Consider the following 14,160-nt stretch of genomic DNA (forward strand, 5'->3'; position numbering starts at 1 on the left):
CGGCGCGCTACTCCGCCCCGGCGTCCTCCGGAGCCCGGCGGGCCAGTCCGGCCAGCACGTCGAGGGCGTCCACGAGGACGTCGACGGGCGGGGCGGACAGCGCCAGCCGTACCGCGTTGGGGACGTGCCCGCTGCCAGCGGCGAAGGCGCCGGACGGGGTGACCGCGATGCCGTGGCGGGCCGCCGCGGCCACGAAGGTGTCCGCCCGCCAGGGCTCGGGCAGCTCCCACCAGCAGTGGTAGGAGTGCGGGTCGGTGCGGAGCCGCTGGCCGGCGAGGCGGTCCGCGGCGATCCGCTGGCGGGCCGCCGCGTCGGCGCGCTTCTCCGCCTCGACGGCGGCCGCGGTGCCGTCGCCCAGCCAGCGGACCGCCGCCTCCAGCGCGAAGCCGGACGCGGTCCAGGCGCCGGAGCGGAGCGCCGCGGCGAAGTCGGGGCCGGCGTCGCGGACCGGGGGCACCAGGAAGCCGAGCGTCAGTCCGGGGGCGAGCCGTTTGGAGAGGCTGTCGACGAGCACCGTGCGCTCCGGCGCCAGGGCGGCGAGCGGCGGCAGGTCGGGGCGGAGGAAACCGTAGACGGCGTCCTCGACCGCGAAGAGGTCCAACTCCCGTAGCACGTCGGCGAGTTCGACCCGGCGGGCGTCGGGCATGGTGATGCCGAGCGGGTTGTGCAGCGCGGGTTGCAGATAGACCGCGCGCAGCGGCGCGGCGGCCCGCAGCGCGTCGGGAGTGACGCCGTGCTCGTCCATGGCCAGCGGGACGAGGGTGATGCCGAGACGGGCCGCGATGCCCTTGACGACGGGGAAGGTGAGCGCTTCGACGCCCAGGCGCTCGCCCGGCGGGACCAGGGCGGCGAAGGCCGCGGCGAGGGCCTGGCGGCCGCTGCCGGCGAAGAGCAGCCGGCCGGCGTCGGGCGTCCAGCCGGCCCGGGCGAGATGCGCGGCGGCGACCCGGCGGGCGGCCAGGGTGCCGGCCGCGGTGCCCGGGCGGAGCGCCGCCGCCCTCGCGTCGTCCTGCTGGAGCAGCCGGCCGAGGCTGCGGGCGAGCAGCGCGGGCTGCCCGGGCAGGACGGGGAAGTTGAGCTCCAGGTCGATCCGGTGGCCGCCCGGCTCGGCCAGCGCGGGCTCGGCCGCCGGCGGCGCCGTGCGGACGAAGGTGCCGCGGCCGACCTCGCCCACCGTCAAGCCGCGGCGGCCCAGTTCGCGGTAGACCCGGGCCGCGGTGGAGTCCGCGATCCGCCGTCGGCGCGCGAACCGGCGCAGCGGCGGCAGCCGGTCCCCCGGCCGGAGCCGGCCCTCCGCGATGGCCGCGGCCAGTTCGTCCGCGATGGCGCGGTAGTCGTCCCCCGGCACTGTGCACTCCCCTCCCTGACATTGCGCCGCCGGCGCCGTCGGCATTGCCCCGCCGGCATTGCGCCATCGGCATTGCCCTGTTGACCTCGCAACTACCGACATTGCACCGAGCACATTATTCCTATTGTGCCGAGACAATGCCCCTCATAGCATCGAGCCGTCAACTCCCCCACACAGCAAGGCCGCAGGCGATGCGGCCAGGAGAGGTGTGCCATGGCATCGGTGCAATGCGGCGAGGTCTCGCTCGCGTACGAGGACGAGGGCAGCGGCGAGCCGCTGGTGCTGATCCACGGGAACCCCTTCGACCGCTCGATGTGGCGCCCGCAGGCGGAGCACTTCAGCCGCGCCGGGATGCGGGTGATCACCCCGGACCTGCGCGGCTACGGCGAGAGCACGGTGGTGCCCGGCAAGACCCCGCTGGAGACCTTCGCCGGGGACGTCGCCGCGCTGTTCGACCACCTCGGGATCGAGCGGTGTGTACTGGGCGGGCTGTCCATGGGCGGGCAGATCGTCATGGAGTGCTACCGCCGGTTCCCGGAACGGATCCGGGCGCTGCTACTCGCCGACACCGTCGCGGCGGCGGACACCGCCGAGGGCCGGTCGGTGCGGCTGCGGACCGCGGAGCGGCTGCTCACGGAGGGGATGGACGGGTACGCGCGGGAGGTGCTGCCCAAGATGATCGCGCCGGCCCATGTCACGGCGCTGCCGGCGGTCGCCGAGCACGTCCTGGGGATGATGCGGAACACCTCCCCCGAAGGCGCCGCGGCCGCCCTGCGCGGCCGGGCGGAGCGGCGGGACTACACCGGGATGCTGCCGCGGATCTCCGTGCCCACCCTGGTCGTGGTGGGCACGGAGGACGAGTTCACGCCGGTCGCCGACGCCCGGGTGATCCACGAGGCGGTGCCCGGCGCGCAGTTGACGATCATCCGGGACGCCGGCCATATGCCGAACCTGGAGTGCCCGGAGGAGTTCAACGCGGCGCTGACGGAGTTCCTGGCCGCGCTGCCGGCCCCGGCCGCCGCCGCGGAGGGCTGAGCAAAGCACCGTCCGGGCACCGCCCGAGCACCGCCCGAGCACCGCCCGCGCCCGGCCACCCGGCTACCCGGCTACCCGGCTACCCAGCGACCTGCCCCGAAGCCATCAACGCCGTGTGCGGCAGCACAAGTTGCCCGTCCGTCGCGGTGAACTCGGCGGCCAGGTCCAGGAAATGACGCCGGATGCGCTCGGTCGCCGCCGGACCTTGCGAGATCACGACCCGGCCGATGGTGGCCACGCCGGACGCCGGGCCGTGCCACCACTCCTCCGGCGTGGTGCGGTGCTCCCAGGAGACCGCGGAGCACGTCACCTCGGTCAGGCGGCCCGCGGTGCGCAGCAGTTCCGCGAGGCCCTGCTCGGTGCGCGGGAAGTCCTCCTCGGGCGCGAGAGTGGGGAGGTCCGGCGGCCGGGGCACGCCGGCCGCCCGCACCGCGCGGCCGAGCAGCGCCTGACCCGGCGCGGGCGGCGCCGCCCAGACGGTCAGCGCGATCCGGCCGCCGGGGCGGGTCACCCGGCGCAATTCCGCGAGGGCCGCCCGCGGCCGTCCGACGTGGTTGAGCACGAAGTTGCCGACGACGGCATCGAACGTGCCGTCACCGAAGGGCAGTTGCGGGAGGGCGGCGAGCCGGACGGCGGCCCCGGGGGCGGCGGCCGCGGCGCTGCGCACCATGTCGGGTTCGGCGTCCACGGCGGCCACCCGGGCCCCGCGGACGCAGGCCGCCGCCGCGGCGGTGCCGGTCCCGGTGCCGGCGTCCAGCACCCGGCTGCCCTCGGTGACGCCGGCGGCGTCCAGCAGCCGCGGCACCGTATACGCGCACAGCCGCCCGAAGCCCACCGCGTACGCCGCGGCCCGCCCGGCCCATGCCCGCCGTTCACTGGCGTCGAACGGCGTCTCCGCCGCGACCTGCGCCGATGACTCTTCCGGCGCCTCTCCGGTGTTCGTCACGCCCACCCCTCCCGCCCCATGCGTCCCACACGCCTCGCTCCGCCACGTTCACCACGTCAACGCCCTGGGGTGCACCGAACTCTCCCCTCACACCCCGGCGTTACCCAGCCGTAACCTACCGATGGGTTACCAACGGTAAGCAACGGACCTTACTCTCCAGTCACCTTCGAGCCGCCGGGCGCCCCTCCTGTCCCAGGTCCGCGGGACAGCGTCCCGTGCGGCTCGCGTCGAGATCTGGAGCAGAAGATGACGCCTCCCCGCACCACTGTGCCCTCCCGCACCACTGTGCGCGCCGCCATCGGCACCGTCTCCGCGGCGGTGCTCGCCACCACGGCCCTCACCGGCGCCCCGGCCCAGGCCGCGCAGGCCCCGGCCCGCACCGCGGCCGCCGCCCGGCCCGCCGCCGCGGACTCCCCCGCCCTGCGGTTCGTCGACATCACCGGAGCCGGCGGAATCACCCTCAAGGCGAACGTCTTCACCCCGGCCGGAGCCGACGGCACCCGCCGGTACCCGCTCGTCGTGCTGCCCACCAGCTGGGCGATGCCGCAGGTCGAATACCTCGCGCAGGCCCGGAAGCTGGCCGCCTCGGGCTATGTCGTCGTCGGCTACAACTCGCGCGGCTTCTGGCAGTCCGGCGGGCAGATAGAGACCGCCGGGCCGCCGGACGTCGCCGACGCCTCCAAGGTCATCGACTGGGCACTGGCGCACACCCCCGCCGACCCGCGGAAGATCGGCATGGCCGGGGTCTCCTACGGCGCCGGCATCAGCCTGCTGGCCGCCGGCGCCGACAAACGGATCAGGGCGGTCGCGGCGCTCAGCGGCTGGGCCGACCTCATCGGCTCGATCTACAGCGGCCGTACCCCGCACCTCCAGGCGGCCGCGATGCTCGGCGGCGCCGGCGCGCTGACCGGCCGGCCCAGCCCCGAACTCCGGCAGGTGCTCAAGGACTTCCTCAGCGCGAACATGGCCAAGGAGAAGGACATGATCGCCTGGGGCCGCAAGCGCTCCCCGGCCACCTACCTCGACCGGATCAACGCCAACGGAGCCGCGATCCTGCTCGGCAACGCCTGGGGCGACTCCCTCTTCCCGCCCGACCAGTACGCGGCGTTCTTCGAGCAGCTCAAGGGCCCCAAGCGGCTGGAGTTCCGCCCCGGCGACCACGCCACCGCCGAGGGACTGGGCCTGCTCGGCCTGCCCAACGACACCTGGAACGACACCAGACGGTGGCTCGACCACTACCTCAAGGGCACCGACAACGGCATCGACCGCGAGTCGCCGGTCCTCCTCAAGTCCCGCTCCACCGGCACCTACGAGGGCTACGAGAGCTGGCGGGACGTCCCCTCCGCACACCGCCGGATCGCGCTCAACGGCACCCGGCGCATCCGCACCGGCACCGACTCCGGAGCCGACGGCGGACTGATCTTCCTCTCCAGCATCCTCGACCAGTTCTTCCGGCTGCCCCCGATGGCGTCGATCCCGCTGCTGCCGCGCTCGGCCGCCGCGGTCTGGCAGTCCGCGCCGTACGAGAGCGGGCAGCGGGTGCGCGGCACCACCCGGCTGCACACCACCGTGACGCCCACCGCCGCCGACGGCACCGCCGTCGCCTACCTCTACGACGTCGGCCCGCTGGGCCTGGGCAGACTGGTCACCCACGCGCCGGTCACCTTCCACGGCCGGACGCCCGGCAAGCCGTTCCCCCTGGACCTGGACCTCTTCGCCACCGCCTACGACGTGCCCGCCGGCCACCGGCTCGCGGTGGTCGTGGACACCGTCGACCCGCTCTACATCGCCCAGAACCCCGCTGGCGCCCGGCTGTCGTTCTCCTCGCCCGCGGACGACCCGTCGTATGTGTCGGTGCCGGTCCGCGACTGAGACGCCCTAGGTCCATCGCCTTACGGCCCGCGCCCGAAGCGCCAGGCGGGAGAGGCTCGTTACGCTCCCCACCATGAGGACTCTCCCCCCGCCCCGCGACGCCGGGCAACGCAAAAGGGACATGCTCCGGCTGCTGGAGACGGAGGAGGACGCCTGGGTCTCCTCCGCCTCCGCCGACGGCGCGCCCACCCTGGTGCCGCTGTCGTTCGTCTGGCACGACGAGCGCCTGGTGATGTCCACCAAGGGCACCAACCCCACGGCCCGCAACCTCGCCGCCCGCCCGGAGAGCCGGGTGGCGCTGGGGACCACCCGGGACGTGGTGCTGGCCGACTGCACCGTGGAGGTCCTCGCCAACGACGCGCTGCCGCAGGACGCCGCGGACGCCCTCGCGGCCAAACTCGGCTGGAACCCGCGCGGCTACGCTTCCTGGGTCTTCCTTCGCTTCACCCCGCACCGGCTGCTGGTCTGGCGCGAGGAGAACGAGCTGGCCGGGCGAGTGCTGATGCGGGACGGCGTCTGGCGGGTCTGACACCGGCCGCTCAGCCGTGCGTCCGGTGGCCGTCCGTCCGGTGGCCCTCCGCCCGGAGCGTCCCCGGCACACCAGGAGCGACTGGCCCGCCATGTCATACGGGCCGGCGAAGCCGACCTGCTGGTTCCGCTTGGAGGAGGGCGAGCAGCAGGACAGCGAGCCGGGCCGTCCGGACGGGCCGGTCAGCCCTCCGCGACCTCCGCGTAGACCTGGGAGAGCTCGGGGGCGCCGTCGTCGGCCCAGGCGTGGCCGGCCGCCACCACGTCGACCTCCCGGCCGGAGGCCAGCCGCACCACCGGCTGCCCGTCCGGCCAGACGTACCAGACCGCGTCGCGGACCGTGCGCACCAGGACCGTGCCGAGGTAGAGCCCGGCGTCGTTGCCGAGCCAGGACAGCACCTCCGGGTCGTCGCGCCACACCGGCTGGAGCTGGTCCAGCTCCTCCAACGACCGTACGGAGTCGTCGAGTTCGACGCCCGCGGTGGCCGCCTGGTCGCGCAGCAGCTCGCACTCGGAGAGCAGCTCGACGACGCTCTCGGGATCCGCGCGCACCGACTCGGCGAGCGGCACCGAGCCGGCCGCGTCGATGCGCCTACGCCACTTGTCCAGGAAAGACAGCTTCATGCTGCGAGGGTCCCACCCGCCCGTGCGCCACGGCCACAGGCGCGCGGCGCGGCGCCGGGGGCTCCTCGGCTCCGCGTGCGCCGCACCAAGGGGGCGGCCGGCGCGCGACGGGCTCAGACGTCGAGGTCCACCACCACCGGCGCGTGGTCCGAGGCGCCCTTGCCCTTGCGCTCCTCGCGGTCGACATAGGCGTCCGAGACTGCCTTGGCGAACGGCGCGTTGGCGTAGACGAGGTCGATGCGCATGCCGCGGTTCTTGGGGAAGCAGAGTGCGCGGTAGTCCCAGTAGGTGTAGGGGCGGTCGTACTTCAGCGGGCGGGGCACCACGTCCGACAGGCCGGCCTCGCGCAGGGCGGCCAGGGCGGCGCGCTCGGCCGGGGTGACATGGGTCAGGCCCTCGAAGACGGCCGGGTCCCAGACGTCCTCGTCGGTCGGCGCGACGTTGAAGTCACCGAGGACGGCGAACGGGCGGCTGCCCGCCGCGTCCTCGGCGACGGCCGTCTTCAGAGCCTCGAACCAGCCGAGCTTGTAGGCGTAGTGCGCGTGGTCCACCTCGCGGCCGTTGGGTACGTAGACCGACCAGACGCGGGCCGGGCCGCAGGTCGCGGAGACGGCGCGGGGCTCCTGGGCGCCGTCGTACTCCGGGCCGCCGGGGAGGCCCATGACCACGTCCGTCAGGCCCACCCGGGACAGCAGCGCGACGCCGTTCCACCTGCCGTCGGCGTTGACCGCGGCCTCGTAGCCCAGCTCGCGGAGCTGGTCGTAGGGGAACTGCTCGGCGGAGCACTTTGTCTCCTGGACGCACAGCACGTCCGTGCCGGACTTCTCCAGCCAGGCCAGCAGCCGCGGGAGGCGGGCGGTGATCGAATTGACGTTCCAGGTCGCGATGCGCATGTCTGCAAACCTACCGCGCGGCACCGACAGTCAGCCGAGCTCGGTGCGGGCGCCCGGCGCGAGGCGGCCGTGGTCGGTCCCGCCGAGCTTGTCGATCATGGCGTCGTAGACCGGGCGGGCGTGGTCCTGGAGCAGGCTGTCGTGGATGTCCAGGGCCCGGCGCGGGGCGACCGCGCGGACGTAGTCGATGATCTCGCCGACCTTGTTCCACGGCGCGTGGACGGGGAGCAGCAGGGTGTCGACGGTGCGGCCCTCGGGGACGGTCAACGCGTCGCCGGGGTGGAAGACCGCGCCGCCGTCCAGGAGGAAGCCGACGTTGGTGATGCGCGGGATGTCCGGGTGGATCACCGCGTGCAGCTGCCCGTGCACCTCGATCTCGAAGCCGGCGGCAGTGAAGGCGTCGCCCTCGCCCACGGTGTGCACCCGGCCCGGGAAGGCCGCGGAGATCTGGTCGGCGACGCTGGCCGGCGTCCAGATCTCGGCGGCGGGGTTGGCCTCCATGCCCCGGCGCAGCCGCTCCTCGTCGAAGTGGTCCAGGTGCTCGTGCGTCACCAGGATCGCGTCCGCGCCGACGGCCGCGTCCGCCTCGCTGAACACGCCCGGATCGATGACCAGCGTCCGCCCGTCCTTCTCGATCCGGACGCAGGAGTGGGTCTTCTTGGTGAGTTCCATGCGGCCATCTTGCCGCGCGGCGGCGTACGGGGCCGACGGCTGTGGACAACGGCCGACCCAACTGGCCCCCGCGCCCCTCACGCCTCCGGGGTCGTCTCCTCCTGGATGACCTTCTGGGCCACCGCGAAGGCGGAGTTGGCGGCCGGGACCCCGCAGTAGACGGCGGTGTGCAGCAGGATCTCCTTGATCTCCGCGGGCGTCAGGCCGTTGCGGAGGGCGGCGCGGGTGTGCAGCGCGAGCTCCTCGCGGTGGCCGCGGGCGACCAGCGCGGTGAGGGTGATGATGCTCCGGGTGCGGCGGTCCAGGCCCGGCCGGGTCCAGGTCTCGCCCCAGGCGTAGCGGGTGGCGAAGTCGTGGAAGTCGGCGGTGAAGTCGTCGGTGTCGGCCTCGACCTGGTCCACATGGGCGTCGCCGAGGACCTCGCGGCGGACCTTGACGCCCTGCTCGTAGGTGCCGCCGCGGACCTGGTCGGGCTGGGTCAGGCCGGACTCGATGGCGGCCGGGGCGTGGGTCGGCATGGGCGGCGCGATCTGCGGCTTGGGCGCGGCGGCGCCGATGGCGGCCGGGCCGGGCTTGTCGTGCCAGGCGGTGCTGAAGTGGCGGATGAGCAGCTCGGTGACGGCGGCGGGCTGCTCGACGGGGGCCAGGTGCGAGGTGCCGGGTATCAGCGCCAGGCTGGCGTCGGGTATGCCGGCGACCAGGGTGCGGGCGTCGGTGGTGGGCGTGACCTGGTCCTCGGCACCGACGACGACGAGCGTGGGCACGCCCACCCGGCCCAGGGAGGAGCGCACGTCGTAGGCGGCGAGCGCCTCGCAGGCGGCGATGTAGCAACCGGGGTCGGTGGTCCGCACCATCTGGACGGCCCATTCGACGATGGCGGTCTGGGCGCCGGCGAAGCCCGGGGTGAACCAGTGCTCCGGCGAGGTGCGGGCGATCGGGTCGAGTCCGTTGGTGCGGATCACCACCCCGCGCTGCCGCCAGGCGTCGGCGGTGCCGTAGCGCGGGGAGGAGGACACCAGCGCGAGGGAGGTGACGCGGTGCGGGCGGGTGAGCGCAAGCTGGGTGCCGACCGCGGCGCCGAGGTCGCAGCCGGCGTAGCCGAACCGCTCCACGCCCAGCGCGTCGAGGGTGGCCACCAGGCGGTCGGCGAGTTCCGCGACGGAGTTCGCCGCGTGCGCGGGCGATCCGCCGTGGCCGGGCAGGTCGAAGCGAATGACGCGCCACTGGCGGGCCAGCTCGGGGACCTGCCGGTCCCACATATGCCAGGTCGTCCCGAGAGCGGCGCCCAAAACGAGCGCGGGGGCGCCATCGGGGCCGTCGATCCGGTGCTGCAGGGTCTTCTCGCTCACCCCGACACGCTAACCGACTCCGTGACGCGGTCCTGACACCCGGGTCAGGAAGCCGCCGTCTCCCCCGTGGTCACATTCAGAACCGCACGGTCGAAACGGTGTAAACGACCGGGTGCCCGGGTTCGTCGTAGCTGACCACGATCCGCTGGGAGGGCTGCGGTGCCGGGCGGTCGATCTCGACGCCCCGCCAGGGCCAGTCCGCGCTGAAGTCCCAGCCGACCTCGGCGGCCTGGTCCGGCGGGATGGTGGCGGCGCCCTGCTTCAGGGCGGCGGTGCTGGTGCCGATGGCGGCGAGGAACTGCGTCAGGCCCCAGTCGTTGGTGCGGAACTGCACGAACAGCGAGCTGGTCTTCCAGGAGTTGGTCTCGTAGTAGTAGACGGGGGTGGAGCCGATGGGCACCGGGACGTCGTAGATCCGCTGCTGCAGACGGGACGGGAAGGCGTTGGTCAGGCCGGTGGCGGCGGCTTCGGCCTCCTTGTCCTCGCCGCTGTCGCGGCTCTGCTCGGCCGAGATGACGAAGTAGCCGGCCGGGATCGTGATCAGCAGGAAGACGATCAGGGCGAAGAGGAACGGCCGGCGGGGCCGGGTGCGCGGCGCGCTCACCGGCTGGAGTTCGTCGTGCATGGGTGAGGGGTCCGGTTCGGTCATCGGCGGCCCGCCCGTTCGTAGCGTTCGTAGCGCTCCACGCGGCGGCGGTTGGCGCGCCGGAAGCGGCGGGCGACCAGCCGGGCGAGGTCGGCGGCGCCGACCATACCGGCCTCGGGGCCCAGCTGGGCCTTGGCGATGGTGGCCTCGGGGCGGTAGCCGCGGCCGGTGAGATGGCGCCGGAAGGCGTCCCGGGCCGGGCCGATCAGCAGGTCGTCGGCGGCGCTGACGCCACCGCCGATGACGAAGCAGGACGGGTCGAGGGCGGCCGCGAGGTTGGCGATGCCGACGCCGAGCCACTGGCCGATGTCCTCCAGGAGCTCGACGCACATCGCGTCGCCCTCCCGGGCCAGCTCGGTGATCAGCGGACCGGTGATGTCGCCGACCCGCCCGCCGACCCGCTCGATGATGTTGTACGCGACCGGGGAGTCGGCGGCGGCCAGCTCCCGGGCCTCGCGGACCAGGGCGTTGCCGGAGCTGTACTGCTCCCAGCAGCCGCGGTTACCGCACGGGCAGCGGTGGCCGCCGGGCACCACCTGCATATGGCCGAACTCGCCGGCCACCCCGTACTTGCCGCGCTTTATCGCGCCGTCCTCCAGGATCGCGCCGCCGATGCCGGTGCCGAGCGTGATCATGACGAGGTGGTCCTGGCCGCGGCCGGCGCCGAACCGCCACTCCGCCCAGGCAGCGGTGTTGGCGTCGTTGTCGACCATGACCGGGACCGCGAGGCGCTCGGCGAGGCGGTCGCGCAGCGGCTCGTTGCGCCAGTTCAGGTGCGGGGCGAAGAGCACCCGGGAGCGGTCGGCATCGACCCAGCCGGCCGCGCCGATGCCCACCGCGTGCACGTCGTGCCGGTCGGAGAGGTCCAGCACCAGCTCGGTGATGGTGTCCTCGACGACCTTGGGGCTCTTGGACTTGTCCGGCGTCTCGGTGCGGACCTTCTCCAGGAGGGTGCCGTCGGCGTCGACGACGCCCGCCATGACCTTGGTGCCGCCGATGTCGATGCCGACCGTGGGCACCCGGGGCGCGGTCAGGTGGGAGCGGCGCTCCCTGGCGCCGACGGTGCGGAGGACGGTGGCGCGGGCGGTGCCGCGGTGCGCCCGGTCGCGGTAGACGCTCATCGGATCACCCCTCGGACCTCGTCGCCGGTACGGCTGCCGGGGCGGCGGCCGGGACAGCCGTGGCGGCTGCCGTTACGGTCTCGACGGCTGCGTGCGCGCAAGAGTCGTCTCGTCCCTGCGGGTCTCGGGGAGGCCGGGGCCTCGGTGGATGGTCCGCTGCGATTGTGCATCACCCGGGCCGTCCGGCGCACCGCGGTGCCGGGTGGTGCACCCCGTACCGGCCGGGAGCCGGGCCGGGGCGCGCCGTGCGCGTTCACTCCGGCCGGTGACCGCCGGGGAACTCCGCCGGGCCGCCGCGAGCCAGCTCGTGGCTGAGCTGCTCCAGCTCGCTGCCGCCCGCCATCTGCCGGGTCAGCTCCTCCAGCGCGATCTCCGACTTGAGGTGGCTGCCGGCCATCGTGCCGCGCTTGAGCAGGACGAAGCGTTCGCCGACCAGATAGGCGTGGTGCGGGTTGTGGGTGATCAACACCACGCCGAGGCCGGCGTCCCGGGCGGCCGCGACGTACTTGAGCACCACCCCGGACTGCTTGACGCCGAGCGCCGCGGTCGGCTCGTCCAGGACGAGGACCTTGGCGCCGAAGTAGACGGCGCGGGCGATGGCGACGCACTGCCGCTCGCCGCCGGAGAGGGTGCCGATGGGCTGGTCGACGTCGCGCAGGTCGATGCCCATCCGCAGCAACTCGGAGCGGGTGGTCTCGCGCATGGTGCGCACATCGAGCCGGCGGAACGGGCCGACGCCGGTGGTGGGCTCGGAGCCCAGGAAGAAGTTCCGCCACACCGGCATCAGCGGCACCACGGCCAGGTCCTGGTAGACGGTGGCGATGCCGCGGTCCAGGGCCTCGCGCGGGGAGCCGAGCCGGGTCTCCTCGCCCTCGATGGTGAAGGTGCCGGCGTCGTGCCGGTGCAGCCCCGCGATGATCTTGATGAGGGTGGACTTGCCGGCGCCGTTGTCGCCGAGGACGCAGGTGATCTCGCCCGCGTGCACCTCCAGTGACACGCCCGTCAGGGCCTTGACGCTGCCGTAGAACTTGCTGATGTCGCGGAGTTCGACGAGTGGTGCGGTCATGTGGCGGCCTCCGCCCGCTTGCGGACCCAGGCGTTCAGCAGCGTGGCGAGCAGCAGCATCGCGCCGAGGAAGAACTTGTACCAGTCCGGGTTCCACTGCGCGTAGACGATGCCCTTGCTGGCCATGCCGAAGATGAACGCGCCGACCGCGGCGCCGATCGCCGAGCCGAAGCCGCCGGTCATCAGGCAGCCGCCGACCGCCGCCGCGATGATGTAGAGGAACTCGTTGCCGACGCCGTCGCCGGACTGGATCGCGTCGTACGAGAACAGCAGGTGCTGGCCGGAGATCCAGGCGCAGAACGCGACGCCCATGTAGAGGCCGATCCTCGTGCGGGTCACGGGGACGCCGACCGCCCGGGCCGCGTCCGCGTTGCCGCCCACCGCGAAGATCCAGTTGCCGGCCCGGGTCCTCAGCAGGATCCAGGTGGCGAGGGCCACCAGCGCCAGCCACCACACGATGGTGATCTGGATGTCCACGCCGCCGACGGTCAGGTGCGAGGCGAAGACCGCGCGGCCGGACGCGAAGCCCTCCATGTCCGAGATGGACTTGGTCGAGACGGTGCCGCCGATCAGCTTGGTGAAGCCCAGGTTGAGGCCGGTCAGCATGAAGAAGGTGCCCAGCGTGATCACGAAGCTGGGCAGCCTCGTCCGGGTCAGCAGCACTCCGTTGAGGACGCCGAAACACAGCGTGACCAGCAGCGAGACCCCGACGCCGACCCAGGTGTTGGCGGTCATCTGGTAGCTGAACATCGACGAGACCAGCGCCGAGCTGACGACCATGACGCCGGCCGACAGGTCGAACTCCCCGCCGATCATCAGCAGCGCCACCGGCACGGCCATGATCCCGATCGTCGAGGACGCGTAGAGGATCGTGGAGAGGCTGGCGGGCCGCAGGAACGGTTCGGCGACCAGCGAGAAGAAGACGAAGACCGCGAGGGCGCCGACCACCGAGCCCAGCTCGGGGCGGCCCATCAGCCGGCGCGCCAGGGAGCGGTGCAGCAGCCGCTCGTCGCCCGCCTCGCCGGCGGGCGCGGGCTTCCGGGTCGGGGCGTCGGCCGCGCTCATCGGGTCCCCCGCTGCGTGTACTCCTGGAGCGCCGCGGCGTCCTTCTTGGTGATCACCTGAGGCCCGGTGAGCACCGGCTTGCCACCGCCGAGCATGTCCGCGTTGTACTTGTAGAGCCACAGCAGGTCGACCGCCTGGTAGCCCTGGAGGTACGGCTGCTGGTCGACCGCGAAGCCCAGGGAGCCGTCCTTCAGACCCTTGGCGACCTGCGCGTTGAGGTCGAAGGTGTCGACCTCGGCCTTGCTGCCGGCCTGCTGCCTGGCCTGGACGGCGGTGGGCGCGAAGGGCGCGCCGAGGGTGACCACGGCGTCGATGGACGGGTCGGCCTGGAGCTTGGACTCGATGGACGCCTCCACGTCGGGCATGTTGGTGCCGTCCACGTACAGCTTCTGCATGTCGCCCTTGAAGGTCTTCGCGGCGCCGTCGCAGCGCTGCTCGTGACCGACGTTGCCCTGCTCGTGCAGGACACAGACCGCCTTCTTCCGGCCGCGCTTGGTCAGCTCCTCGCCGACCGCCTCGCCGGCCACCGTCTCGTCCTGGCCGATGTGGGTGAGCGCGCCGAACGCCTTGGACACCTCGGCGCCGGAGTTCACCGTGATCACCGGTATGCCGGCCTTCTCGGCCTTGAGGACCACGTCCTTCATCGCGTCCGGCTTGGCCAGCGAGACGATCAGCCCGTCGACCTTCTGGTCGATGTAGGACTGCACCAGCTGGCTCTGCCGCTGGGCTTCCTTGTCGTGCGCGTAGACGAAGTTGATGTTGTCCTTGACGGCGGCCTGCCGGGCGCCGTTCTGCACGATGTCCCAGAAGGTGTCGCCGTCTCCGGAGTGGGTGACCATCGCGAAGGTCCACCGGGGGGTGTGCACGGCGGCCTTGCCGCCGGCGGTCTGCGCCGCGCGCTCCTCCTCGGCCCGCTTGCCTCCGGTGCTGCTGCATCCCGCCAGGGAGGCGCCGAGCAGCGCCGCCAACACGGCGGCCGCGATGCGTCCTCTTCTT

At 73.3% G+C, this 14,160-nt stretch carries 14 protein-coding genes; 3 read left to right on the forward strand and 11 right to left on the reverse strand.

The genetic code is table 11. The features are described 5' to 3' along the window. Nucleotides 1-7 precede the first annotated feature (7 nt). A complete protein-coding gene (locus ACRAS8_RS07765) occupies nucleotides 8-1,348 on the reverse strand; it encodes a PLP-dependent aminotransferase family protein (protein ID WP_438485129.1) in 1,341 nt (446 codons plus the stop codon). Nucleotides 1,349-1,561: 213 nt separating this feature from the next. Here ACRAS8_RS07765 and ACRAS8_RS07770 point away from each other — a divergent pair, with 213 nt between their 5' ends. After that, entirely contained in the window at nucleotides 1,562-2,383 is an 822-nt protein-coding gene (locus ACRAS8_RS07770; protein ID WP_438485131.1) for an alpha/beta fold hydrolase, read from the forward strand. A 79-nt stretch (nucleotides 2,384-2,462) separates the two neighbouring features. Here ACRAS8_RS07770 and ACRAS8_RS07775 read toward each other — a convergent pair whose 3' ends face one another. Beyond that, complete coding sequence (locus ACRAS8_RS07775; protein WP_438485133.1) at nucleotides 2,463-3,329, reverse strand: class I SAM-dependent methyltransferase; 867 nt, start codon at nucleotides 3,327-3,329, stop codon at nucleotides 2,463-2,465. Nucleotides 3,330-3,575: 246 nt separating this feature from the next. Here ACRAS8_RS07775 and ACRAS8_RS07780 point away from each other — a divergent pair, with 246 nt between their 5' ends. Next, nucleotides 3,576-5,201 carry an alpha/beta fold hydrolase gene (locus ACRAS8_RS07780; protein ID WP_438485135.1) on the forward strand — a complete coding sequence of 542 codons (1,626 nt, stop codon included), beginning with the start codon at nucleotides 3,576-3,578 and terminating at the stop codon, nucleotides 5,199-5,201. Between the two features lie 73 nt (nucleotides 5,202-5,274). Beyond that, nucleotides 5,275-5,730 carry a pyridoxamine 5'-phosphate oxidase family protein gene (locus ACRAS8_RS07785; RefSeq protein ID WP_438485137.1) on the forward strand — a complete coding sequence of 152 codons (456 nt, stop codon included), beginning with the start codon at nucleotides 5,275-5,277 and terminating at the stop codon, nucleotides 5,728-5,730. Nucleotides 5,731-5,912: 182 nt separating this feature from the next. On the opposite strand, the gene ACRAS8_RS07790 is transcribed toward ACRAS8_RS07785, so the two are convergent. The 9 genes from ACRAS8_RS07790 to ACRAS8_RS07830 all read right to left on the reverse strand — a co-directional run bounded on the left by ACRAS8_RS07790 (nucleotide 5,913) and on the right by ACRAS8_RS07830 (nucleotide 14,135). Beyond that, nucleotides 5,913-6,353, reverse strand: a complete 441-nt coding sequence (locus ACRAS8_RS07790; protein ID WP_438485138.1) for a DUF6278 family protein — start codon at nucleotides 6,351-6,353, stop codon at nucleotides 5,913-5,915. A gap of 113 nt (nucleotides 6,354-6,466) precedes the next feature. After that, the gene (locus tag ACRAS8_RS07795; protein WP_438485140.1) at nucleotides 6,467-7,246 is read right to left on the reverse strand and encodes an exodeoxyribonuclease III; all 780 of its coding nucleotides are present in this window, start codon (nucleotides 7,244-7,246) and stop codon (nucleotides 6,467-6,469) included. Between the two features lie 30 nt (nucleotides 7,247-7,276). Beyond that, nucleotides 7,277-7,918 (reverse strand): MBL fold metallo-hydrolase, encoded by a 642-nt coding sequence (locus tag ACRAS8_RS07800; protein ID WP_438485142.1) that lies wholly within the window; start codon nucleotides 7,916-7,918, stop codon nucleotides 7,277-7,279. A gap of 77 nt (nucleotides 7,919-7,995) precedes the next feature. Continuing rightward, nucleotides 7,996-9,267: a bifunctional 3-oxoadipate enol-lactonase/4-carboxymuconolactone decarboxylase PcaDC gene (gene pcaDC / locus ACRAS8_RS07805; protein WP_438485143.1), complete on the reverse strand. Its 1,272-nt coding sequence runs from the start codon at nucleotides 9,265-9,267 to the stop codon at nucleotides 7,996-7,998. Nucleotides 9,268-9,343: 76 nt separating this feature from the next. Then, nucleotides 9,344-9,916 (reverse strand): hypothetical protein, encoded by a 573-nt coding sequence (locus ACRAS8_RS07810; protein WP_438485144.1) that lies wholly within the window; start codon nucleotides 9,914-9,916, stop codon nucleotides 9,344-9,346. After that, nucleotides 9,913-11,034 (reverse strand): ROK family glucokinase, encoded by a 1,122-nt coding sequence (locus tag ACRAS8_RS07815; protein WP_438485146.1) that lies wholly within the window; start codon nucleotides 11,032-11,034, stop codon nucleotides 9,913-9,915. The genes ACRAS8_RS07810 and ACRAS8_RS07815 overlap by 4 nt, the downstream gene beginning before the upstream one ends. 253 nt (nucleotides 11,035-11,287) lie before the next feature. After that, nucleotides 11,288-12,100, reverse strand: a complete 813-nt coding sequence (locus tag ACRAS8_RS07820) for an ATP-binding cassette domain-containing protein (protein WP_438485148.1) — start codon at nucleotides 12,098-12,100, stop codon at nucleotides 11,288-11,290. Next, nucleotides 12,097-13,164 carry an ABC transporter permease gene (locus ACRAS8_RS07825; protein WP_438485150.1) on the reverse strand — a complete coding sequence of 356 codons (1,068 nt, stop codon included), beginning with the start codon at nucleotides 13,162-13,164 and terminating at the stop codon, nucleotides 12,097-12,099. The genes ACRAS8_RS07820 and ACRAS8_RS07825 overlap by 4 nt, the downstream gene beginning before the upstream one ends. Further along, nucleotides 13,161-14,135: a sugar ABC transporter substrate-binding protein gene (locus tag ACRAS8_RS07830; RefSeq protein ID WP_438490377.1), complete on the reverse strand. Its 975-nt coding sequence runs from the start codon at nucleotides 14,133-14,135 to the stop codon at nucleotides 13,161-13,163. The genes ACRAS8_RS07825 and ACRAS8_RS07830 overlap by 4 nt, the downstream gene beginning before the upstream one ends. Nucleotides 14,136-14,160: the final 25 nt, after the last annotated feature.

This window comes from Streptomyces sp. S186, assembly GCF_051603415.1.
Lineage (GTDB): Bacteria > Actinomycetota > Actinomycetes > Streptomycetales > Streptomycetaceae > Streptomyces.

Bases quoted from the DNA above. Each gene is read 5' to 3' on its own strand.
- ACRAS8_RS07770 (WP_438485131.1), top strand. From the start codon at position 1,562: ATGGCATCGGTGCAATGCGGCGAGGTCTCGCTCGCGTACGAGGACGAG.
- ACRAS8_RS07780 (WP_438485135.1), top strand. From the start codon at position 3,576: ATGACGCCTCCCCGCACCACTGTGCCCTCCCGCACCACTGTGCGCGCC.
- ACRAS8_RS07785 (WP_438485137.1), top strand. From the start codon at position 5,275: ATGAGGACTCTCCCCCCGCCCCGCGACGCCGGGCAACGCAAAAGGGAC.
- ACRAS8_RS07790 (WP_438485138.1), bottom strand. From the start codon at position 6,353: ATGAAGCTGTCTTTCCTGGACAAGTGGCGTAGGCGCATCGACGCGGCC.
- ACRAS8_RS07795 (WP_438485140.1), bottom strand. From the start codon at position 7,246: ATGCGCATCGCGACCTGGAACGTCAATTCGATCACCGCCCGCCTCCCG.
- ACRAS8_RS07800 (WP_438485142.1), bottom strand. From the start codon at position 7,918: ATGGAACTCACCAAGAAGACCCACTCCTGCGTCCGGATCGAGAAGGAC.
- ACRAS8_RS07810 (WP_438485144.1), bottom strand. From the start codon at position 9,916: ATGACCGAACCGGACCCCTCACCCATGCACGACGAACTCCAGCCGGTG.
- ACRAS8_RS07815 (WP_438485146.1), bottom strand. From the start codon at position 11,034: ATGAGCGTCTACCGCGACCGGGCGCACCGCGGCACCGCCCGCGCCACC.
- ACRAS8_RS07820 (WP_438485148.1), bottom strand. From the start codon at position 12,100: ATGACCGCACCACTCGTCGAACTCCGCGACATCAGCAAGTTCTACGGC.
- ACRAS8_RS07825 (WP_438485150.1), bottom strand. From the start codon at position 13,164: ATGAGCGCGGCCGACGCCCCGACCCGGAAGCCCGCGCCCGCCGGCGAG.